Raw genomic sequence first — 21,897 nt, 5'->3', positions numbered from 1 at the left:
TCGAAGGACAAACAATGGAGCTATTTGTATTCAATAATCGTGAGATTTTGCTTTTTACGGGCCCGGCGCTTGTACGTAAGAATGCCCACCAACTCAGGTACTTTACCCAAAACAATGTAAAAGGCGTATACAGCGGCGTACTTCATCGACAACTGGCGGTCGTTTTTCGCCCACCGAAAGGTTTTCAGCCAGAGTAACCCCGGCGCCAGCCAGCTGAGCAGCAGCCAAGGCGGACCACCGGCCAACCACAGCAATAAACACAACAGCATCACCGCCGGCACCAACCCGCCCCACACCATAACGCTTTTCACTTCGCGCCGGTAGTAACGCTCTGGGCTGTCGCCGTGCATGGCAGCCCCCTGGGCAAAGGCATGGCCACAGCGCTTTACTCGATTCCACCACTGTTTAATGTGCGTCATCTGCGCATCGTGATGGGTCATCAAACAATCGATGCGCCAAATCTTCCAACCTTTTTCTCTCAGACGAAAACACATTTCCGGCTCTTCACCAGCAATCACCGTTGGGTCAAAGCCGCCCACCTCGGATAGCGCATTGGCCCGCGCTAAAAAGTCGCCGCCCGAAGCCAAAGCCTCGCCCACCGGCGTATTCCACTCTATGTCGCACAGGGTGTTGTAAACGCTGGCTTGCGGGTAGATTTCTTTGCGCTGGCCACATACCAGGGCGCAATGTGGGTTGGCGTCCAAAAATTCCGCCGCAGTGGCAATCCAGTCTGGGTATAGCTGGCAGTCACCATCGACGAATTGAACGTAATCGAGGTTAGGGGTCGCTCGCAGCAGCGTTTGGAAGCCCTCATTGCGAGCACGGCCGGCGGAGAATGGTATGGAAGTGTCTAGCTCCACCACCAGTACGCTGTTGGCGCGGGCATAGGCCACGCTGTCGTCGCTGGAACCGGAATCTACGTAGACCATAGTATCCGTGGCCGACAGCATGGACTGTATGCATTTTTTAAGGCGTTCACCCTCGTTACGACCGATGATGACCGCGCCTATTGTGTTGCTCATGGGTTACCTGTTCCCAGTAGACTTAGGACGCTTCGCGCGTCACTTCGCCATCGTCCAACGGGTCTCGGTAAATTCCCAAACGCTGCTTGAGCAGCAACCAGAGCACCGGCGGCTGTTGAATCACATAGCGTTTAAAGCGCTTTTTGGGCTCTTTAACCAAGCGGTACAACCATTCCAGACCGGCGTTGGTCACCCAGGGAGATGGCCGCGGGAAGGTACCGGCTTCGTAGTCCACCGTGCCGCCCAGCGGTAAAAACATTTTAACCTTCGGTACCCGTGAGCGAATCTGAAACATAAATTTCTCTTGCCGGGCACTGCCCAGGGCCACCATTAGCACAGTAGCGCCGGAGGCATTAATGGCATCGATGACTTTGTCCAGTTCTTCGGGGTTTCGCTCAAAAGCCATGGGCGGTGAAGACGTACCCACCACAAATTCTCGGCCAACCTTGGCATTCACATTTTGACGGGCCGTTTCGGCCACACCCTCGGCACCGCCGCAGATAAAAACGGAAACATCAGGGTTATCTTTATAGTGGTTATAAAATACAGGAAAAAAGTCAGAACCAGACACACGCTCCTTGATGGGCATACCCACCAATTTTGCGTAGAAATACATAATTTGGCTGTCGCAGGTGATGTAATCGAACTGGGGCAGTAAATCGTAGAACTCGCGGTCATACTGCAACTTCGCCAACATCTCCACGTTCAACGTCAGGAGCATGCCTTCATTAAATTCCATGAGCAATTCCCGCATAGAAATATTATCCACTGCAGCATTGAGCATGGGTAACTGCTCATAGGGCGTTGGATTATTCCGCGGTTTCATTCTCTACTCCTGTATTGCTTATTAATTAGGCACTGCGTCGCCGTATTTAATTAAAGCCATGTCTGCGTAATTTAACAGACGCCAGCGTTTAAATTATGACGCCGAAACCGGCCTATTGATCCCTGTTTGAGAATCTGTGAAAGATGGTTGAGTTTATACGCCCGCCAGGGCAAACGTGCCGCGCGAATCATCCCTTGGCGCCAGATACGTCATGTAAGTTAAGGTTGGCACAAACTGCGCAATTTTCAACGCCGATGATCTTGGCAAATCACTCAAGTGCATGGCGCAAGATTAGCACACAATCGCCGCGCTGAGCCTCCATCTCTTTCCATCAAAACACCATACAATTGTGGCTATTAACCACACCCTCGCTTACCTATTATGGCTGGGGTATGCTGCTGGATTGTGTCTCAGCAACCGTGCCATCGATCACCTCGTCGATCACTTCATCAACCACGGCATCTGAATTCGACACCTGCGGCTTGGATTGGGCTGATGCACGATTAATGGAGCGCGCAGGAATTCCCACGACGGTATCGCCAGCTGCAACATCATGGATGACCACGGCATTTGCACCTACCGCGCAGCCATCTCCCAAAACCACTTTGCCCATAATCGCGGCGCCGGCGCCAACGTTAACCTTGCAACCTAAAACCGGCGCATCTAAAGGGCAATCCAAATGCCGATTACCCAAAGTAACACCCTGGCGAATAATGCTGTCGTCGCCGATTTCACTGTAACCGTGAATGACCACACCGCCCTGGTGTTCAAACACCACCCTGCGACCCAGTTTAACGGTATAGGGCAACTCGATGCCGTATACGTTTCTAACTCGGCGATACATGGCGCGATAAATCATACTGAGCGGCGCTCGCACCAGTTTAGGCTGCACCGACATGCGCCAGACACCGAATCGATGCACAGCAACAGCGCGAAAACCCGGCTTGGTCCAGTCTTTTTCGTGGGCAATCCAATCTTCTTGGATTTGCCGCCACAAGGAAATATCAGACATGACGTTAGGCGTTTCCGTAGCTGAGTGGATTGAGCACCGAGTGTGAAAGAAAATCCGTGAAGAATTTAGGCGGCATTGGGAAACCGTTACCGGTGATTAACGATTTAAGGCGATAACAGCTAAAACCCAACACCCAACAGACATCGGCAACAATCGCGCCGAACAGGCCATAATTTTTACGAAAGAAGCGGCGGCGAGATTCAAACCAATAACTGGGACGGCGCGGCGGCTGTTTGCGGCGCAAATCGGAAATGCCCGTGGCGGCGCCTACGTGATGAACCACTCGGCTTTCGGGCACAAAGTGCACATCAAAACCGGCCTGGTGAATTTTGCGGCAGTAATCTACCTCCTCATAGTAGAGAAAGTACTTTTCATCCATATGCCCTACACGGTTTACCACCTCGGCGCGCATCAGCATAGACGCGCCCACAACCCACTCCACCGAACCGCGCTGGTTCATAGTGTGACTTGCGACCACCAACTTAGGCAGCAGACGAATTAATAACCCAATGGAGCTGGCGGCGACAAACTCACCTAACGGCCGGGGGAAATTAAATGCCGAAAGCTGGCCGCTACCGTCGTCGTCGGTGAGCTGGCTGCCAACACACCCTACCTCGGGGTGTGCCGCCAAATAATCTAATAGCACCTGCAGAGAATCCGGCCCGGGTAGAGTATCCGGATTTAACAGCCAATAATGGCTGCAGTGCAGACTAGCGAGATGATCGAACGCTACATTGTTGCCGTAGGCAAAGCCACCGTTTTTAGGCGCGGCAATAACATCTACCCAAGCAGACCAGTTGTGCTCGGCCACCGCCTGATTTAAAACACTAAGCGAATCATCCGGTGAAGCATTATCAACCACACACACCGATATCGCCGCACCTTCTTTGCCGGCACCGGCAAGTGCCGCCAAGCACTCCACCACTAAAGGCGCGGTTTTATAATTAACGATTGCTACACCGACCTTACAACTCATCCCTGCTACTCCGTGCGCGGCCGTATACGAGACGCCCACCGACCATCGATGAGCGTGAATATATATGAATTTGTTAGTATGGTACCGGCTTTCATAACCAAACAGTTAACCTAGCAACGACAATTTTACGATATCGTTGTCACAGTTATTGAAAATAACCTTCCTTTGTCAGAGATTTCTCACAACTTTCATCTAAGATATCACGCAGTTCGGGTGAAAAGTCACCAATACAACTGGCCCTTACTGCATGAGACAATTACACTAGTTAGCGTCTTCCGCATTTTGGTGGCCGAATGGACCCGCCCGCAAGACCGGCAACGTTGAAATAATAGAATGGAGTGAACGAATGTACCCGGCGAAACATGCCTCAGGAATCAAAACCAAGCCGACCACCCCCAACGGCGCTACCAGAAGTTTAGCAACTATTTTAGCAATCGCCGCCGGCGCCATGATGATGAACGCTTGCTCCACCTTTGCGCCTAAATCCAAAAGCGTCGCCGCACCCACGGTTTCCCAGGATGCTATCACCGAGTACATGGTCGGTATCGGCGATCAGTTGTCCATCAGTGTTTGGCGCAACCCAGACCTCTCCGTTGAAATACCCGTGCGCCCAGACGGTAAAGTATCGGTGCCCTTGGCCGGCGACATGATGGCCGCAGGCAAAACCCCGATGCAGTTGGCCAACGATATCACCGGTAAGCTGAGCAACTTTCTGAAAGGCCCCCAGGTTACTGTTATTGTTACCAACCCTGCCAGCTCAGATTTCCAGCGTCGTGTACGCATTACTGGCGCCGTTGATACCCCAGTTTCACTGCCCTACCGCGAAGGCATGACCGTTCTTGACCTGGTATTATTAGCCAATGGTTTGAACGATTTCGCGGCTGGCCAAAACGCTACTTTGTACCGTAAATCGGCAGGTAAAGTGACCGCTTATCCCGTGAACCTTGACCATCTGCTTAACAAAGGCAAACTTGAAACTAACTATCCTTTACAGCCCTCCGACGTCCTCTCTGTGCCAGAGCGGTTGTTCTAAACCGACAGCCAAGGGATTGGACTAAGCTGTTTTAGCCGTACACGAGACTGAATTCTCATGGAACTAAGAGAAATCTTAAGCTTACTTAAGCACGCATTCAAAGAACTGGTACATCATAAGGTCGCCGCCGTTATGGCCGCGATCTTTGCCGCCTTTTTGATCTTCTTCATCGGTATCAACCTGCCGCAGAGCTACGTAAGCACCGCGCTGATACAGGCCGATCGTAAATCGATCATCCAGCCGCTGCTGGAAGGCCGCGCTTCGATGACCAAAATGAACAGCCCCACCAGCATTGTTATCGAAACGCTGTACTCGCCCACCATCATGGAGCGTGCGGCCCGCGACTTGGGTGTTATTGATGACGTATCCACCGGTGCTGAAATTGAACTGGCGCGCACGCGCTTGTCCAACTTCCTCACCTACGAAGTAGTGGACGAAAAATTACTGCGTCTATCCTTTGCTTCACCTTCTCCTGAGTACTCCCACCGCGCATTGACCACCATCATCGATGTGTTCTTGCAGAACTCCACCGCCGAGAAACAAGCCGAGAGCGCCGAGGCCTATCGGTTCATCAGCGAGCAAGTTGAAGAATATAAAAAGCAACTGTCTGAGGCCGAAGAGCGCCTGTCACGTTACAAAATCGACAATATGGACGGCACCGAGAGTGGCTCCTTCAAACGAATAACCGAACTTCGCGCTGAGTTAGAAGAAATCGAAATCGCCATTGATGAATCCAGCGCCAAAGCCGGTTCTCTGCGCGTGCAAATTCAGCGTGAAGGCAGCTTACAGTCCGCTCGTAGCGACCAAAACGTCCTGGTTTCTCAATTGCGCGAGGCGGAGGCCAACCTACAAAACTTACAGCTGTCCTTCCAAGACGACTACCCAGACATCATTTCCACCAAAAGCCAAATCTTCCAGTTGAAAACCGAGCTGGCTGACCTTCGCGCCCGCTACCCCGATCTGCCTGCGGACACCTCGGAAGAGACCTCTCTGTTCGAAGATCTGCGCGCTAACTTGTCAGAAGTTGAACTGCTGTCCGAGACCTTGGCTCGCCGTAAAACGTCTCTGGAACGTATTCTTGCCCGTGAAAGTGGCCGTGCCGACCAAGCCGCCTTGGATGAAGCTAAGTTGGCCGAACTCACCCGCGACTATGACAAAACCAAAGACATCTACGAAGAGATGATTCAGCGTCGGGAAAACGCTAAGTTGTCCATGAACATTGACCAACAAGGTCAAGGAATGACCTATCGAATCCAGGAAACCCCTGTGATTCCTCTCACGTCCCAGGGCCCGCAACCCATTGTTTTTATCGCTGCAGCACCATTTATTGCAGCTTTACTGCCAATCGGTCTATGCTTTGCATATGTACTGGCGGATCCTCGCCTACGCTACGGCGCCTTAAGTCGGTCCAGATTGCCTGATGGCATCGATATTGTGGTCAACATACCCGCATATGAGAAAGAAACGTTCCATATCTTCCAGTCAAGGACAAACTGGATGTTGATCCTCGTGACCGTTTTAGCGTTGATTTTGTATGGTTACCTAGCCTCATTCTGGCTGATGGCCGAATAAAGGAATATTGTGGACAAGTTAAAACAAATCATCACTGACAAACGAGTGGCCAGCCGCACTACGGTTACTGCAACCAAAGAGCCGAGCCCAACTAGCCACGATCTCGTTAATCGCTTTATTGCCGGCGATATGGTTCTGACCAAAGAAGAGCGTAAGCGTCTTTGGAAACCAGAAACCATGGCCGCGAAGCGTGTCATCTACCAGGGTATGGATAACCTGGAAGTGCTCAACGCCTACCGCGAGCTACGCACCAAATTACTGCGTAAATCCGGCGGCTCTAGCTCCATCACCCTGGTGACCAGTGCTGGTAGCAAGTCCAGCCACAACTCCGAGGTGGCGTTTAACTTGGCCACGGCCTTCGCCATGGACACCAGCAAATCGTCGATTTACGTTGATTGCGACCCCTACATTGAAGATCGCCAGGATTTGGCCATCCGTGAGTTCAACTTTGGCCTCACCGACCACCTGCGAGATTCCAATATCTCCCTGGCGGACGCCACCTACCCCTCGGGCGTAGAGCACCTAAAAATCATCCCCACCGGCTGCCATACCGACACCGCAGCAGAGTTTTTCAACCACCCCCGCCTGGGTGGAATCTTTAACGAAATTAAGTACTCTCTGCCCCACGTGTTTATTTTTATTCACACGCCTCCGGTATTACATTATTCCGAGGCATCCATCTTGGCCGACATCGCTGACATGGCAGTATTGGTAGTACCATCCAAAGAGACAACGCCAAATCAGATCAATGAATCGATCGAGTTGCTCGGGCAGAATAAAGTTGCAGGCGTGGTATTTAGCGAAACCGACTAACCGCCGAAAATGTGCGGCCGGCACCAAGGCCGCCCGCATAAGCCCGAGCCGCTTCTAGTTTAAAAGGGCTCACCGGATACTCATGAGAACACATAATAGGTTGGCCAGGCTGGTGAGCGCATCACTGGCACTGTTGCCACTGCACAGCTTGGCAGAACTCGCCGTTGATGTCGGCCATAACTCCGAAATCAGCGATAACGCGTATCTTGTCGAAGACAACACCACCGACAAAACCGAACACCGCTCCTGGATTGAAGCTGCCGTTGATGTTGAAAAGCAAAACTGGCAACTGGATGCCGGCTATCGCTACACCAACGTAGAAGTAGGCGTAGATTTTGGCTTTTACCCAGAGCAATCGGAACTTGCCGGTGCTACCCACTTTTACGGCACTGCCCTGCGTCAACGCGTCGCTCTGGATGCCAATCACGACCGCCGAGTCATGTATGTGCAACCCGGCGCACGCGATCTGCCCACCAACCAGCAAATCCGCGATACCGCGTCTGTAACTCCAATACTGTACTTGCAGAACAACAGCCGCCAGCAAATCTATCTGTCTGGCCTGTACACCCAGGTGAGCTACGACAGCCTGTCCGATGGCCCAACTACCGCCATCGACAACGAAACCACCGGGGTGGCACTGACGGCTGAGCGAGAGTTATCTGGAGTGGATACCGCCGGCCTGCGCATCGAACAGGTTACTGCCTCCTACGATGAAGACACCTTTGAGGACAACACCTACTCCAGCTTGGTCGGCTTTTACAGCGCCGAGTTGCGCCGTTTGAGTTACTCGGCGTCCTTGGGTGTTAACCGGGTAGAAACCGACGGATTGGACACCCTCACTGCACCTACGGCGTCTTTAGGTTTGAATTACACCGCCGGCGACACAGTTTTAGGGTTCTTTTCACAGTATTTTATCACAGACTCTTCGCGCGGTAATTTGGCCGGCTCCCAGTTCAACCTAGATACCGATGCCAGCGAGATCGGTAGCGGTGATGCCCGCTCCGTTGACCGCTATACGCTCATTTCCAACCGTTTTAGTATCGAGCACACCTTCAACGACCGCACCTTCGCCGCGGCCCGCTTTGAAATCGCCGACGAAAACTACGAAGAGCGCCCAGCACTGGACCAAACCAACCTCAGCTTACTGGCGGAAGTAGGCCATCGCTTCAATAATCGCTTAGACGCATCGCTCAATATGCGTCTGCGCCAAGCAAACTTCGATCGCATTGGCGCGCTGGAGAACACCACCACAGCCTATAACGCCATCGCCAACTACTTCGCCACCGAGCGTTTGCAGGTGCGCCTTGAACTGACCTATCGCGAGCGCGACTCCGATGCAGAAGGCTTCAGTTTTACCGAACAAGCGGCCACTTTGGGGTTCTCTTATCGCCTGCGGCCATAGCGGAAGGGCCTAAATTCCCCAACCGAGCCAAATCGGCCTAGCTGGGGCGGTTATTTGGCAAATTTTTGTTCAAATCAAAGTCACTCTTCCTGTATACTTGCGCGCGTTTTTTGATGTCGAGTCTAATCTGGCGCGCTGTTCTGCGGCCACCACGCTCGAAATCTCGATAATTGCTATGCTTAGCTCATTCCACCCGAGTCGAGCCCCTGGCAACGACAGGAATCCGCCCACAGTCAGCCAGCAGCCATTTGCTAGCCAGGCACGGTGCGGCATTCGAGCGCAAAAACGTTATTTATCGATCGGAATTTACCCGAGACGCGGGCAATATAGCTTGCGTCTCTTTGTAATATTAAACCTACGAGTAAACCAATGACTGATTTATCTCACTATCGCAACATCGGTATCTTCGCCCACGTAGACGCTGGTAAAACCACGACTACCGAACGTATTCTGAAGTTGACCGGTAAAATCCACAAAACCGGTGAAGTACACGATGGTGCAGCCACCACTGACTTCATGGAGCAAGAAGCCGAGCGCGGTATTACCATTCAGTCCGCTGCTACTACCTGTTTCTGGAAAGACCACCGCTTGAACATCATCGATACTCCCGGGCACGTCGACTTCACCGTAGAAGTTTACCGCTCGTTGAAGGTACTCGACGGTGGCGTAGGTGTATTCTGTGGTTCCGGTGGTGTTGAGCCGCAGTCAGAGACCAACTGGCGCTACGCTAACGACTCAGAAGTTTCTCGTATCATCTTCGTTAACAAGCTAGACCGCATGGGTGCGGACTTCTACCGCGTTGTTGGCCAGGTGAAAAAAGTACTGGGCGCTACCCCACTGGTAATGACCCTGCCTATCGGTATCGAAGACGATTTCGTAGGTGTAGTTGATCTGCTGAGCCAAAAAGCCTACGTTTGGGACGATACTGGCCTGCCAGAAAACTACGAAGTAACTGATATCCCAGAGGATATGGTTGAAAAGGCCGCCGAATACCGCGAACAGCTTATCGAAACTGCCCTTGAGCAAGACGACGACCTTTTGATGGCCTACATGGAAGGCGAAGAGCCCACCGAAGAGCAGCTGAAAGACTGTATCCGCAAAGGTACTCACAACCTAACCTTCTTCCCAACTTACTGTGGTTCTGCCTTTAAAAACAAAGGTATCCAGTTGGTATTAGACGCGGTAACCGATTACCTGCCGTCTCCAACTCAGGTTGATCCACAAGACCTTACCGACCCAGAAACCGGTGAACCTACTGGCGAAAAAGCCATCGTATCTGCCGAAGAGCCTCTGCGCGCCTTGGCTTTTAAAATTATGGATGACCGATTCGGCGCCCTGACCTTTATCCGCATCTACTCCGGTGTGATGAAAAAAGGCGACACCATCCTGAACTCTGCCACCGGCAAAACCGAGCGTATCGGCCGTATGGTTGAGATGCACGCCGATGACCGTACCGAAATTTCCACTGCCCAAGCCGGCGACATCATCGCGGTAGTTGGCATGAAGAACGTACAAACCGGTCACACCCTGTGCGATCCGAACCACGAATGTACTCTGGAGCCAATGATCTTCCCAGAGCCTGTAATCTCTATTGCGGTTAAGCCAAAAGACAAAGCCGCCACCGAGAAAATGGGTATCGCGATCGGTAAACTGGTTGCAGAAGATCCCTCCTTCCAGGTTGAAACCGACGAGGATTCCGGCGAAACCATCCTTAAAGGTATGGGCGAGCTGCACTTGGATATTAAAGTCGACATCCTTAAGCGTACCTATGGTGTAGAGCTGGAAGTGGGCGCGCCTCAGGTGGCTTACCGCGAAACCATCACTCAGCCAGTTGAAGACAGCTACACCCACAAGAAGCAGTCTGGTGGTTCTGGTCAGTTCGGTAAAATCGACTACCGCATCCGTCCTAATGAACCAGGTGAAGGCTTTACTTTCGAATCTACCGTTGTTGGTGGTAACGTACCAAAAGAATTCTTCCCTGCCATTGAGAAAGGCTTCCGCGGCATGATGGAAGAGGGCCCACTGGCAGGCTTCCCAATGCTAGACGTACACGTTGACCTATACGACGGTGGTTACCACGCCGTTGACTCCTCCGCCGTAGCCTTCGAAATCGCTGCTAAAGGCGCCTACCGGCAGTCTATGCCGAAAGCCGGCCCACAGCTGATTGAGCCGATCATGAAAGTGGACGTATTCTCACCAGACGACAACGTAGGTGACGTTATCGGCGACCTCAACCGTCGTCGCGGTATGATCAAAGACCAAGAGCCTGGCACCACCGGCGTGCGCATCAAAGCCGACGTACCGCTGGCTGAGATGTTTGGTTACATTGGCCACCTGCGTACCATCACTTCCGGTCGCGGCCAGTTCTCCATGGAGTTCTCGCACTACTTGCCATGTCCTAACCAAGTTGCCGAGCAAGTCATCGCCGAAGAGAAAGAGCGTAGAGCCAAGAAATAAGCGTACCCTTACAAGGTCGCTTTCAAAAACCGCCTTCGGGCGGTTTTTTTGTGCCTGTAGTAATGACTGTTGTAAGGCCATTCACAAACGGTTAACCGCCGTGTGCTTTACTAAAGCGGCGCATTAGCAGCCAATAGTATTAAACATTATCGAATATTAAATAACAGCGTGCGCTATTCCTTAAATCGACTATGTTTAAGATGCATTGTTTGAAGTGCATTTTTGATAGAGCAATAGGATTGTCGGCAACTGGGCACAAGTCCATTGCTAGAGCCCTGCAACGCCACCCACAATTGCGGCAGTTGGCCCGGACAACCTCAGGACGCACTACCAAAGCGCAACTGAAGCGCGCAACCAGCGCAAACAAAGGACACACCTAGGACACAGCCATGACCAAGAAGCTTTTACTCGCGGCCCTGATGATGGGCAGCAGCAGCGCCTTTGCTGCGCCACTAATTGACTTAAAAATTGCTGCCGGCGTGTGGCAAGCCACTCCAAGCGGCCCCCTGGGCGAAACCTCCACCGATGTGGAAGACCTGGCCCTGGAAGAAGAGAACAGCACGTTTTTCAGTATCGCCTTTGAGCACCCCGTGCCTGTACTGCCCAATATCAAACTAAAACGTACCGAGCTGGATTACGAAGGCGACACGGTACTGAGTGAGACCTTCACCCTAGACGACGCCACCTTCACCGTGAACACCGACGTACTGACCGACGTCGACCTAAGCCACACCGACGTAACCCTATACTGGGGCTTACCGGAACTGATCATTGACGTTGATCTCGGCTTAAATATTCGCAGCTTCAGCGGCGAGGCCTCAGTGGTGTCGGAACAAGCCAACCAATCTGAAACCGTCGACCTCGACGTTACTTTACCCATGCTGTTTGCCGATGTGCGCATAGATCTGCCCCTCACCGGCTTTTACGTCGGCGCCGAAGGTAACGCGCTTTCGGTTGGGGACAGCTCGCTGATCGACTACAACGCCCGCATCGGCTACTCCACCGACGTCATACCATTTTTGGCCGACTTGGATTTTGAAATCGGCTTCCGCAGCTTTGAATTGGAACTGGACGAAGACGACATTCAAGCCGACATCACCATCGACGGCCCTTATGCGCAAATTATGTTGGTATTTTAATCGGCGCCTAAATTCCCACTTTTCAGCCCCGTGATTCTATGGGGCTCGTTTTTTGGCCGCCGCTAAGAGCGGCCTGCCTGCTCCATTAGCGCCCTGCCCTTCCCACTCAAAAACCCTCACCAAAATCCATCGGATTATTGGAACATTCTATTCAATTTCCGTCGCTTTCTTTAACACCGCCCCTAGCCGAAGATACACCCATATTCGGACTTAGGAGGTCACATGAAAAACGTATTGTTAGTCACATCGTCTTTGTTGGGAGACAACAGCACTTCAACCAATTTGTCCAACGCCTTGTTAGACAAGCTTAGCCAAAGCCAGGAGATCAAAATTCAACTGCGCGATCTGGCCGAAACAAATCTGCCACACCTCACCCAAGTAGAAATGGGTGCATGGGCTACACCTGCAGAAGAGCGTAGCCAGGAGCAAGCCAATTTAGCCGCAGTATCCGACGGCCTGATCGACGAATTAAAACAAGCCGATGCCATTATTTTTGCTGTACCTATGTACAACTTTGGTATCCCCAGCTCCCTAAAAGCGTATTTTGACCGCGTAGCGCGAGCCGGAGTCACCTTTAAATACACCGAACAAGGCTCCGTTGGCCTGTTAGAATCCAAACCCGTGGCAGTGGTCTGTGCCCGTGGCGGCTTCTACCAAGGCACCGATGCAGACTCCCAAACGCCGTATTTAAAATCCATGTTGGGATTCATTGGTTACAATCAACTAAGCTTTGTCTTCGCCGAAGGTTTGGCCACGCCGGAACGTGATAACGGCCTAGCCAAAGCACAAGAGCAAATCGAAAACCTCAGCAAAACGCTGCTGGCGTAATCGCCAACGGCACACTGTGCTGCCCCCCCAGACTATCGATATAAATGACATCGATATAAGTGGTATCGATATAAGTAAAATCAAAATAATGCACATCGAGCTTAGAAACATCGAATACAGCCGCATTACGTGGCTGTTTTAATTTAGCCAATAAGCAAAGCTAACGGCCAATGCATTTTCTAAAATGCATTGGCCTCACCAGAAAAGAAGGTAAGAAGCACCTCCCGTACGCGTCAGCTAAACTGGCATATGAAATGAATCTATATTCTCTCAAGTAAAAATAAATCCTTAGCGGCATCGTGAGCAACTGTATTGACTAGCCCAGCTGTTTGTAACGGCTATCCCTTCAACTAAATTTCGCATCCCACCATTGCGTAGCGCGGTATTCATGTCTAATATACTTTGCAAATTTACGCGCCATGAGAGCGCGAGCTATTACGCACTTTAATCCACAGTCTGCGAACCTCAGCTCAGCTGTGGTTAAATATTCCATGCCCACAATTAATATTACTTGCCCCAATTGCACGGCCACCAATCGCTTGTTGGTGGATCGCCTACAAGACAACCCCATCTGCGGAGCTTGTAAAGATCCACTTTACTCTGGCACCCCTATGCCGCTCACCCAGCAGTCCGCCGAAAAGTTGTTGGCCAACAACTACACTCCGGTATTAATCGACTGTTGGGCGCCCTGGTGTGGCCCATGCAGAACTTTTACCCCCATATTTGAGCAGGCCGCCGAAGAACTAGAGCCAAAACTACGCTTGGCCAAAGTGGATACCCAAACGCAAACCAACCTGGCCAGCCAATGGGGCATTCGCTCAATACCGACGCTATTGTTGTTTAAAGATGGCAAAGAAATCGCCCGCAGTTCCGGCGCCATGCCGCTGCCGCAACTAAAGCAATGGCTCAAAATGCAGGGTGTGATGGATATTTAATAGCTTAAGAGTGGCTTATATAAATCGGGGCGGCGATCTCTAAACAAGCCCCAAGCGCGGCGTTTTTCTGCCATGGCGGGCAGGTCTAACCGCTGGCAAATAATACCTTCTTGCTGCCGATTTAACTGCGCCAGTATGGCGCCATCTTCACTGGTGATAAACGAGCTGCCGTAAAACGTCAGGCTGACATCATCGTCTGTTTCTACTCCCACTCGGTTACTCACAACCACCGGCAGCATGTTGGCGGCGGCGTGGCCCTGCATAACGCGCTGCCAATGTGGCTGGGAATCGTAGTGCGGGCTTTGGGGTTCAGAGCCAATGGCGGTGGGGTAAAATAAAACCTCAGCACCTGCTAACGCCAAGGCGCGGGCGGCCTCGGGGAACCACTGATCCCAACAGATGGCAACTCCGATGCGAGCGTATTGGGTTTGCCACACCTTAAAGCCCGTGTCCCCGGGGGAAAAATAGTGTTTCTCTTGGTAGCCTGGGCCGTTGGGAATGTGGCTTTTACGGTAGTTTTCCAACACCTGGCCATCGGCATCAATCACCACCAAAGAATTAAAAAACGCATTATTGGCGCGCTCAAAATAGCTGATGGGCAACACCACCTGTAATCGCTTTGCCAGCTCGGCAAAATAAGCGATGGTATCGCTGCTGGCCAACGGCTCTGCCCAGTCGAAGTAACTCGGGTTTTGTGTTTTGCAAAAATATGGCCCGGCAAACAACTCTTGCAACAAAATAATTTGCGCTCCCTGCCGCGCCGCCTGCTCGACCAACGCCTCTGCGTTGCGTAGATTGGTGGCTTTACAAGCCGTACACGCCATTTGCGTGGCCGCCACGGTAACCGCTTGAGAGCTTGTGGGATTCATGAATTATGAACTCGATTGGCTGGCCGCCAGGCGCTGTTTTTCGTCCCGCAGCAGCAACCAATAGGAAATCAATGCGCCGATAAAAACCACGGCAATCATTAACGTGGCCAAGGCGTTAATTTTAGGGCTTAGGCCCATGCGCACACTGGAAAACACAATCATGGGCAGCGTGGTGGACGACGGGCCAGACACAAAACTGGCGATAACCAAATCATCCAACGACAGTGTAAACGCCAATAACCAACCGGAAACCAACGCCGGCGCAATTATGGGCAGGGTAATTAAACAAAAGGTTTTAAAGCGGTTGGCCCCCAAATCCATGGCCGCCTCTTCCAAGGATTGGTCCATCTCCCCTAGGCGAGACGACACCACCACCGTCACAAAGGCCATACAAAAGGTAACGTGGGCAATCCAAATGGTGAGAAAACCACGCTCCGCCGGCCAGCCAACGGCGTTGGCCATGCCCACAAATAATAACAATAGTGATAACCCGGTGATGACCTCGGGCATGACCAAGGGCGCCGTTACCATGCCACCAAACAACATTCTACCGGGGAAGCGGCCCACCCGAGCTAACACAATGGCCGCCAAGGTACCCAGCACCACCGCCGTACTGGCGCTGGCAAACGCCAGTTTTAGGCTTACGCCCAGGGCCGACATCATGGCTTCATCGCGGAACAGCTCGCCGTACCACTTGGCGGAAAACCCAGCCCAGATGTTCACCCGGCTAGAGCTGTTAAACGAATACACAATCAGCACTAACATGGGCGCGTATAAAAAGAAAAAGCCAAGCCCCAACAACACCTTATTAAACAGAGACACCCCGCCACTGTACTGAGCCATTAGCGTTTGTCCTCCAGCTGTTTAAATTGATAGCGGTGAAATAGCATAATAGGAATCAGCAACAGCAGTAGCATAACAATGGCCACTGCGGATGCCACCGGCCAATCGCGGTTGCCAAAAAACTCGCCCCACAACACCTTACCTATCATTAAAATTTCCGCACCGCCTAATAATTCAGGAATCACAAACTCACCCACCGCCGGGATAAACACCAACATGGAGCCGGCAATAATACCGGAGCGCGATAGCGGCAGTGTGATGGTAAAAAAGCGTTTAATGGGGCCCGCGCCAAGGTCTGCGGCGGCCTCCAATAAACGGTTATCTAATTTAACCAAGTTGGCGTACAACGGCAGCACCAAAAACGGCAAATAGCAATATACTATGCCAATGTACACTGCCAGCTCGGTATTCAATAATCGGATGGGTTCATTAATCAGCCCCAAGGATTGCAGCGCGCTATTGATAATGCCGTTATTTTTTAAAATCCCCATCCAGGCGTACACGCGAATCAAAAAGCTGGTCCAGGAAGGTAAAATAACCAGCATTAAACACAAGCTTTGCGCCGAGCCACGCATGCGCGAGATGGCATAGGCAATGGGGTAGCCGATTAATAAACACAAGGCAGTGGAGATGGCAGCAATCTTTATGGAGCTTAAATAGGCGGTGATGTACAGCGAATCACTGAACAGCCATAAATAATTACCAAAGTTGAGCACCACATTGAGTTTTTGATCGACATACTCAAACAGCGGCGTATAGGGCGGCTGGCTGCGGGCTATTTTGGATAAAGAAATTTTAAAAATAATTAAAAACGGCACCGCAAAAAACAGCAGCAACCATAAATAGGGAGGCAGTATCAGCCAAAAGCGGGATCCCGGTAGCCAAGCAATGACTTTTTTTAGCGCTGGGTGATTCATGCGGTGAGCACCACCCCGGCGTGCTCGGACCAGTACACCCATACCTCGTCTTCCCAGGTGATTTTTTCGCCCGCCCAGCGCTCGGCGTTGAGCTCGGTAGCCAACACAATTTTGCCACTGGCCAGGGCCACATGGTAAACCGAGTGCGACCCCAAGTAGGCGATTTCTTTGACTTTGCCCTGGGCCCGGTTGTGGCCTTGTGCCGGCACCTCTTTACTAATGGCAACCTTCTCTGGCCGCAGTGCCACACTTACCTCTTGGCCTTCAAAGCAGGTAATGCCATGGCCAATGTAAATGGGTTCGGGGCAATCTTCGCTTACCACGGTAACGTGGTCTGCTTCGTCATCAACAATCGCGCCGTCAAAGATATTCACCGAGCCAATAAACTCGGCGGTGTAACGGCTGTTGGGCTGCTCGTAGATTTCATCCGGCGTGCCCACTTGTTTAATTTCACCAGCATCCATAATGGCAATGCGGTCGGCCATGGTCATGGCTTCTTCTTGGTCGTGGGTAACCATGACGCAGGTAACACCGAGGCTTTCGATGATATTCACCACCTCTAGCTGCATGCGTGAGCGCAGTTTTTTGTCCAACGCGCCCATAGGCTCATCCAGCAATAATAATTTTGGTTTTTTAATCAGCGCCCGTGCCAGCGCCACGCGTTGTTGCTGGCCACCAGATAGCTGATGCGGTTTGCGTTTGCTGAGATGCTGCATTTGCACCAGCTCCAGCATCGCAGCCACCTGTTGCTTTATATCGACCTTGGGGGTTTTATCCTGTTTTAATCCAAACGCTAGGTTTTGCTCCACCGTCATATGGGGGAACAACGCGTAGGACTGAAACATCATGTTGATGGGGCGTTGATGCGGCGACAAGCCATTAATGCTGCTGCCATCCAGTAAAATGTCGCCACTGCTGGTATTTTCAAACCCAGCCAGCATCCGTAACAGCGTCGATTTACCACAACCGGATGCACCCAAAAGCGCGAAGATCTCACCTTTATTAATGCTTAAATCCACGTTACTCACCGCCGTAAAAGCGCCGAAATGTTTGCTTACTTTGTGTAGGCTAAGGTAGTCGTCGGGCTGGATTACGATTTCGGCGTTGGAGGGGGATGCGGTTGCCACGAATAAATCTCGCAAAAAGGGGGCGGGCTTAAGCGGCTACCTAAGTAGCCGCCTGCGGGGGCAATAAAACTGGCCTACTGCCCGGTTTTGATTTCTGTCCAGGCTCGGTTCAGCGCACGGTCGATCTCCGGCGGCAACACCTTGGCAGGGTACAGTTTGGCCATAACATCTTCCGGCGGGTAGATGGATTCATCCGAGGTGATTTCCTGGTCGATCATTACCTTAGAGGCCGGGATGGGGTTGGGGTACCAAATGTAGTTGGTGTTTTCCGCAGCGATGGCCGGCTGCATTAAAAAGTCGATAAAAGCGTGAGCTTCATCTGGGTTGCTGGCATCCTTAGGAATGGTGAGCATATCCACCCAAATCAGAGCGCCTTCCTTAGGAATAATATAGCTCACCTCGATGCCGTTTTCGGCTTCTTCAGCATCCACCATGGCCTGGGCAATGTCGCCACTCCAACCAATGGACACGCAGATTTCGCCGGCGGCCAAGTCATCAATGTATTTGGAAGAATGGAAATAGGTTACCGATGGCGCCAGTGCTTTTAGCATTTCTTTGGCTTCGCCTTGGTAATCGGCTGGGTCAAAGGAGTGAGGGTCTTTGCCCAAGTAATGCAGCGCGGCGGAAAATATTTCTGTTGGGGCATCCAAAAACGAGACACCGCACTCTTTGAGCTTTTCTAGGTTCTCCGGTTTAAATACTAAATCCCAGGAGTCCAGCGGCGCGTCTTCGCCCAGCACTTCTTTAACCTTGGATTCAATAAAACCAATGCCAGTGGTGCCCCACATGTACGGCACTCCGTAGGTATTGCCAGGGTCCAGGTCGGCCAAGGTGGCCATCATTTCTGGGTCGAGCTTGTCGTAGTTGGTAAGCTTGGATTTATCCAAGGGCAAAAACACACCAGCCTCAATTTGGCGGGCCATAAAATCGCTGGTTGGCACCACCACGTCGTAACCGGAGCGGCCTGCCAACAATTTGCTTTCCAACACCTCGTTGGAATCGAACACATCGTAGCTCACATCAATGCCGGTGCCTTCTTCAAACTTGGCGATGACTTCTTCGCCAATGTAATCGCTCCAGTTATAGACGTTAACTTTTTGCACGGTTTCTACCACGGCTTCTTGCACCACGGCCTCGGGCTCGGATTCGCTACAGCCAGTTAGCGCTACACCGGCTACAGCCAGCGCCAAGATTGAACAACGATTTAGAGTCATTTCACTCCCCTTAAAATGATGGCGCAATGGCCATTTAAAAAAGTAATCATGGATATTTGGCTAGTGTTCTTTTTAATAAGCCATATTTAAGTACGACACTTTTAAGTACGACACATTTAATAAAACACTAGCCAACTATCTGTATTTCTTAACTCGAAACTCTTCGTTAAAGGTTTACCTATAACAATTGAGCCGCGGTATCGTCCAGGGTTTTTCGGGCCCGCTCCACCAGTAAATCGATTTCGCTTTTTGTTATCACCAGCGGCGGGCAGGTGATCATGGTGGAGCCCACGCCGCGCATGACCAAGCCATTGGCAATGCTAAAGTCTCTGCAGCAATTGCCGGCCGCGCCCTTCTCAGCAAAGAAGGAGTGGCTGGCTTTATCTTGCATTAACTCTATGGCTCCCAACAAGCCCGTGGTTCTTACCTCTCCTACCAAGGGATGATCCGCCAAGCTGCCAAAGGCTTGGGCGTAGTATGGGGTGAGTTCATCCCGCACCCGTGTTACCAAGTCTTCCGAGTGCATGACTTTTAGTGTCGCTACGGCCACAGCGGCCGCAGTGGGATGGCCAGAATAGGTATAACCGTGGTTGAAATCCTCGCCGGATTGCTTCAAGGCTTGGCTTACGCGGTCTGATACCAGCACGCCACCAATGGGCATATAGCCGCTGGATAATCCCTTGGCAATGGGCATTAAATCGGCTTTGACGCCGTAATAATCGCTGCCAAACCACTGCCCCGTACGGCCAAAACCACAAATTACTTCATCACTAACCACCAGGATGTCGTATTTTTTGCAGATGCGGTTGATTTCAGGCCAGTAGGAATCCGGCGGAATAATCACACCACCCGCACCTTGAATAGGCTCGGCAATAAAAGCGGCGACCTTGTCTTCGCCCAGCTCAAGAATTTTCTGTTCCAGCTCCTGGGCTACCCGCACGCCAAATGCGGTAGAGTCTTCGGTGTAACCTTCGCCAAACCAATAGGGCTGGTTAATGTGGCAAATACCGGGGATGGGCAAATCGCCCTGGCCGTGCATGGGCTTCATGCCGCCCAAACTGGCGCCACCGATGGTAGAGCCGTGGTAGCCATTCCAACGCGAAATAATAGTTTTTTTCTCGGGCTTGCCCTGGCAGGCCCAATAGTAACGGGCCAGGCGAATAACCGTGTCGTTGGCCTCGCTGCCGGAGGAGGTAAAAAACACGTGGTTAATGTGGCTGGGTGCAATATCGCTTAGTAACTCGGCCAGCTCAATGGCCGGCGGCGTGGTGCACTGAAAAAAGCTGTTGTAGTAAGGCAGCTCTTGCATCTGTTTGTGTGCTGCTTCTATGAGCTCTTGTCGGCCGTAGCCCAGGTTAACGCACCACAAACCCGACATGCCATCGAGAATTTTATTGCCGTCAGAATCGTACAGATAAATGCCTTCTGCTCGGGTGATCACCCGCGTGCCCTTGGCGGCTAACGCGCCGTGATCGGTAAAAGGATGCAGATGGTGTGCTGCATCGGAAACTTGCCATTTCGAAGTGGTAGACATATTTTGCGCCCAACCGTATTACACGTTTAACAACAGGTATTCCCGCTCCCAGGAGCTAATCACCTGGAAGAAGGTTTCGTATTCTTTGTATTTAATTGCCACGTAAGCCTGGACGAACTTCTCGCCCAAAATATCAATAAGCTCGCTGGGTTGCTGTAGCAAACTCAGGGCATGCTCCAAGGTTTTGGGCAAATTAGCACCCAGCTCGTGGGCATCACCCAGCACCGGCTCGGTGGGTTGCAGTTTGTGCTTCATACCCAGGTAACCGCAGGCCAAAGTGGCGGCAATGGCCAAATAGGGGTTTACATCAGAGCCGGCAAAACGCGCCTCTACCCGGGTGGCCTCTGGCGCAGAAATGGGTATGCGCAACCCCGCCGTGCGATTATCAAAGCCCCAATGGGTATTATTGGGCGCGGCATCGCCAAATAAAATACGCCGGTAGGAATTCACATTGGGGGCGTAAAACAACATGGCCGCCGGGGTGTAGGTTTGCAAACCGGCCAGGTAATGTTTGAAGGTTTGGGTAAGTTCGCCATCTGGGGTAGCAAATACATTCTCGCCACTGCCCACCCGCAGTAAACTTTGGTGAATGTGCATGGAGCTGCCCGGCTCATTTTGCATGGGCTTGGCCAAAAAGGTGGCGTACACATCGTGGCGCATGGCCACCTCGCGAATGGTGCGCTTAAATAAAAACACTTGGTCGGCACGGGAGAGTGGATCGGCATGCTCAAAGTTGATTTCCATTTGCGCCGCGCCAGATTCGTGTATCAACGTATCAACATCCAACTCCATGGCTTCGCAGAAGTCGTACATTTCTTCAAACAGCGGGTCAAATTCGTTCACCGCATCAATGCTGTAAGACTGCCGCGCGCGCTCGGGCCGGCCAGAACGTCCCACCGGTGGCTGCAAGGGGAAATCCGCATCGGTATTTTTTTGCACCAGATAAAATTCTAGCTCGGGTGCCACAATGGGCTGCAGGCCTTCTTTTTCGTACAGCGCCAACACCCGCTTTAATACGTTACGAGGTGCCAGGGGGTGCGGCTCGCCTGTGGCGGTGTAACAATCGTGTATAATCTGGGCGGTGGGCTCTTCTACCCAGGGCACCATTCGCACGCTGGAGGTATCTGGCTGTAAATACAAATCCACATCCGCCGGATGCACCAAATCTTCAATGGCATCGTCATCCGGCCAGTCGCCGGTTACCGTTTGGATAAAAATGGCCTCGGGCAGGCGGGTGGTTTCGCTGTTTAAATACTTGCTAGCGGGCAAAATTTTACCGCGAGCATTGCCCGTCATATCGGGCACCAAGGCTTCGATTTCGGTAATGCCCTTTTCTTTCAACCATTGTTTAAGCTGGTCGGTTTCGTTGTTCATAAAC

At 51.9% G+C, this 21,897-nt stretch carries 19 protein-coding genes; 8 read left to right on the top strand and 11 right to left on the bottom strand.

Annotated features, from left to right (window positions below; all coding sequences use genetic code 11):
* Window positions 1-20: 20 nt before the first annotated feature.
* The 4 genes from ACGHM3_RS02860 to ACGHM3_RS02845 form a co-directional block, all read right to left on the bottom strand.
* A complete protein-coding gene (locus ACGHM3_RS02860) occupies window positions 21-1,022 on the bottom strand; it encodes a glycosyltransferase family A protein (RefSeq protein ID WP_345419733.1) in 1,002 nt (333 codons plus the stop codon).
* Window positions 1,023-1,044: 22 nt separating this feature from the next.
* Entirely contained in the window at window positions 1,045-1,848 is an 804-nt protein-coding gene (locus tag ACGHM3_RS02855) for a WecB/TagA/CpsF family glycosyltransferase (RefSeq protein ID WP_345419730.1), read from the bottom strand.
* 379 nt (window positions 1,849-2,227) lie between these two features.
* Window positions 2,228-2,860: a transferase gene (locus ACGHM3_RS02850; RefSeq protein ID WP_345419727.1), complete on the bottom strand. Its 633-nt coding sequence runs from the start codon at window positions 2,858-2,860 to the stop codon at window positions 2,228-2,230.
* 4 nt (window positions 2,861-2,864) lie between these two features.
* Entirely contained in the window at window positions 2,865-3,836 is a 972-nt protein-coding gene (locus tag ACGHM3_RS02845; protein ID WP_345419724.1) for a glycosyltransferase family 2 protein, read from the bottom strand.
* Between the two features lie 346 nt (window positions 3,837-4,182).
* On the opposite strand from ACGHM3_RS02845, the gene ACGHM3_RS02840 reads away from it, so the two are divergent.
* The 8 genes from ACGHM3_RS02840 to trxC all read left to right on the top strand — a co-directional run bounded on the left by ACGHM3_RS02840 (window position 4,183) and on the right by trxC (window position 14,015).
* On the top strand, window positions 4,183-4,869 hold the full coding sequence (locus tag ACGHM3_RS02840) for an XrtA/PEP-CTERM system exopolysaccharide export protein (RefSeq protein WP_345419721.1): 687 nt from the start codon (window positions 4,183-4,185) through the stop codon (window positions 4,867-4,869).
* Window positions 4,870-4,926: 57 nt separating this feature from the next.
* Window positions 4,927-6,441, top strand: coding sequence for a hypothetical protein (locus tag ACGHM3_RS02835; protein WP_345419718.1), 1,515 nt, complete (start codon window positions 4,927-4,929; stop codon window positions 6,439-6,441).
* A 9-nt stretch (window positions 6,442-6,450) separates the two neighbouring features.
* Complete coding sequence (locus ACGHM3_RS02830; RefSeq protein WP_345419715.1) at window positions 6,451-7,254, top strand: hypothetical protein; 804 nt, start codon at window positions 6,451-6,453, stop codon at window positions 7,252-7,254.
* Window positions 7,255-7,366: 112 nt separating this feature from the next.
* On the top strand, window positions 7,367-8,656 hold the full coding sequence (locus tag ACGHM3_RS02825) for an outer membrane beta-barrel protein (protein ID WP_390517756.1): 1,290 nt from the start codon (window positions 7,367-7,369) through the stop codon (window positions 8,654-8,656).
* A gap of 369 nt (window positions 8,657-9,025) precedes the next feature.
* On the top strand, window positions 9,026-11,113 hold the full coding sequence (gene fusA / locus ACGHM3_RS02820; protein ID WP_345419709.1) for an elongation factor G: 2,088 nt from the start codon (window positions 9,026-9,028) through the stop codon (window positions 11,111-11,113).
* Window positions 11,114-11,502: 389 nt separating this feature from the next.
* Window positions 11,503-12,252, top strand: coding sequence for a TIGR04219 family outer membrane beta-barrel protein (locus ACGHM3_RS02815; RefSeq protein ID WP_345419706.1), 750 nt, complete (start codon window positions 11,503-11,505; stop codon window positions 12,250-12,252).
* A gap of 222 nt (window positions 12,253-12,474) precedes the next feature.
* On the top strand, window positions 12,475-13,080 hold the full coding sequence (locus tag ACGHM3_RS02810; RefSeq protein WP_345419703.1) for an NAD(P)H-dependent oxidoreductase: 606 nt from the start codon (window positions 12,475-12,477) through the stop codon (window positions 13,078-13,080).
* 491 nt (window positions 13,081-13,571) lie between these two features.
* On the top strand, window positions 13,572-14,015 hold the full coding sequence (trxC, locus tag ACGHM3_RS02805) for a thioredoxin TrxC (protein WP_345419700.1): 444 nt from the start codon (window positions 13,572-13,574) through the stop codon (window positions 14,013-14,015).
* Here trxC and aguB read toward each other — a convergent pair.
* The 7 genes from aguB to ACGHM3_RS02770 all read right to left on the bottom strand — a co-directional run bounded on the left by aguB (window position 14,012) and on the right by ACGHM3_RS02770 (window position 21,893).
* Window positions 14,012-14,884 carry an N-carbamoylputrescine amidase gene (gene aguB, locus ACGHM3_RS02800; RefSeq protein ID WP_345419697.1) on the bottom strand — a complete coding sequence of 291 codons (873 nt, stop codon included), beginning with the start codon at window positions 14,882-14,884 and terminating at the stop codon, window positions 14,012-14,014. The genes trxC and aguB overlap by 4 nt on opposite strands.
* A gap of 3 nt (window positions 14,885-14,887) precedes the next feature.
* Window positions 14,888-15,727 (bottom strand): ABC transporter permease subunit, encoded by an 840-nt coding sequence (locus ACGHM3_RS02795; protein ID WP_345419694.1) that lies wholly within the window; start codon window positions 15,725-15,727, stop codon window positions 14,888-14,890.
* On the bottom strand, window positions 15,727-16,644 hold the full coding sequence (locus ACGHM3_RS02790; protein WP_345420352.1) for an ABC transporter permease subunit: 918 nt from the start codon (window positions 16,642-16,644) through the stop codon (window positions 15,727-15,729). Before ACGHM3_RS02790 ends, ACGHM3_RS02795 begins: the two co-directional genes overlap by 1 nt.
* Window positions 16,641-17,771 (bottom strand): polyamine ABC transporter ATP-binding protein, encoded by a 1,131-nt coding sequence (locus ACGHM3_RS02785; protein WP_345419691.1) that lies wholly within the window; start codon window positions 17,769-17,771, stop codon window positions 16,641-16,643. Before ACGHM3_RS02785 ends, ACGHM3_RS02790 begins: the two co-directional genes overlap by 4 nt.
* 74 nt (window positions 17,772-17,845) lie before the next feature.
* On the bottom strand, window positions 17,846-18,985 hold the full coding sequence (locus ACGHM3_RS02780; protein ID WP_345419688.1) for a polyamine ABC transporter substrate-binding protein: 1,140 nt from the start codon (window positions 18,983-18,985) through the stop codon (window positions 17,846-17,848).
* Between the two features lie 178 nt (window positions 18,986-19,163).
* Window positions 19,164-20,519 (bottom strand): aspartate aminotransferase family protein, encoded by a 1,356-nt coding sequence (locus ACGHM3_RS02775; protein WP_345419685.1) that lies wholly within the window; start codon window positions 20,517-20,519, stop codon window positions 19,164-19,166.
* 18 nt (window positions 20,520-20,537) lie between these two features.
* Window positions 20,538-21,893, bottom strand: a complete 1,356-nt coding sequence (locus tag ACGHM3_RS02770) for a glutamine synthetase family protein (RefSeq protein ID WP_345419682.1) — start codon at window positions 21,891-21,893, stop codon at window positions 20,538-20,540.
* Window positions 21,894-21,897 lie beyond the last annotated feature (4 nt).

Source organism: Halioxenophilus aromaticivorans (assembly GCF_042850945.1).
GTDB classification, from domain to species: Bacteria; Pseudomonadota; Gammaproteobacteria; order Pseudomonadales; family Cellvibrionaceae; genus Halioxenophilus; species Halioxenophilus aromaticivorans.
Note: the sequence above shows the minus strand (reverse complement) of the source record. Positions and strands in the feature narration are given on the sequence as shown.

What these genes read in the sequence shown, in the direction of transcription:
- trxC (WP_345419700.1), top strand. Translation starts at nt 13,572, where the DNA reads ATGCCCACAATTAATATTACTTGCCCCAATTGCACGGCCACCAATCGC.
- ACGHM3_RS02835 (WP_345419718.1), top strand. Translation starts at nt 4,927, where the DNA reads ATGGAACTAAGAGAAATCTTAAGCTTACTTAAGCACGCATTCAAAGAA.
- ACGHM3_RS02860 (WP_345419733.1), bottom strand. Translation starts at nt 1,022, where the DNA reads ATGAGCAACACAATAGGCGCGGTCATCATCGGTCGTAACGAGGGTGAA.
- ACGHM3_RS02850 (WP_345419727.1), bottom strand. Translation starts at nt 2,860, where the DNA reads ATGTCTGATATTTCCTTGTGGCGGCAAATCCAAGAAGATTGGATTGCC.
- ACGHM3_RS02790 (WP_345420352.1), bottom strand. Translation starts at nt 16,644, where the DNA reads ATGAATCACCCAGCGCTAAAAAAAGTCATTGCTTGGCTACCGGGATCC.
- ACGHM3_RS02780 (WP_345419688.1), bottom strand. Translation starts at nt 18,985, where the DNA reads ATGACTCTAAATCGTTGTTCAATCTTGGCGCTGGCTGTAGCCGGTGTA.
- ACGHM3_RS02840 (WP_345419721.1), top strand. Translation starts at nt 4,183, where the DNA reads ATGTACCCGGCGAAACATGCCTCAGGAATCAAAACCAAGCCGACCACC.
- aguB (WP_345419697.1), bottom strand. Translation starts at nt 14,884, where the DNA reads ATGAATCCCACAAGCTCTCAAGCGGTTACCGTGGCGGCCACGCAAATG.
- ACGHM3_RS02845 (WP_345419724.1), bottom strand. Translation starts at nt 3,836, where the DNA reads ATGAGTTGTAAGGTCGGTGTAGCAATCGTTAATTATAAAACCGCGCCT.
- ACGHM3_RS02770 (WP_345419682.1), bottom strand. Translation starts at nt 21,893, where the DNA reads ATGAACAACGAAACCGACCAGCTTAAACAATGGTTGAAAGAAAAGGGC.
- ACGHM3_RS02815 (WP_345419706.1), top strand. Translation starts at nt 11,503, where the DNA reads ATGACCAAGAAGCTTTTACTCGCGGCCCTGATGATGGGCAGCAGCAGC.
- fusA (WP_345419709.1), top strand. Translation starts at nt 9,026, where the DNA reads ATGACTGATTTATCTCACTATCGCAACATCGGTATCTTCGCCCACGTA.
- ACGHM3_RS02795 (WP_345419694.1), bottom strand. Translation starts at nt 15,727, where the DNA reads ATGGCTCAGTACAGTGGCGGGGTGTCTCTGTTTAATAAGGTGTTGTTG.
- ACGHM3_RS02775 (WP_345419685.1), bottom strand. Translation starts at nt 20,519, where the DNA reads ATGTCTACCACTTCGAAATGGCAAGTTTCCGATGCAGCACACCATCTG.
- ACGHM3_RS02810 (WP_345419703.1), top strand. Translation starts at nt 12,475, where the DNA reads ATGAAAAACGTATTGTTAGTCACATCGTCTTTGTTGGGAGACAACAGC.
- ACGHM3_RS02855 (WP_345419730.1), bottom strand. Translation starts at nt 1,848, where the DNA reads ATGAAACCGCGGAATAATCCAACGCCCTATGAGCAGTTACCCATGCTC.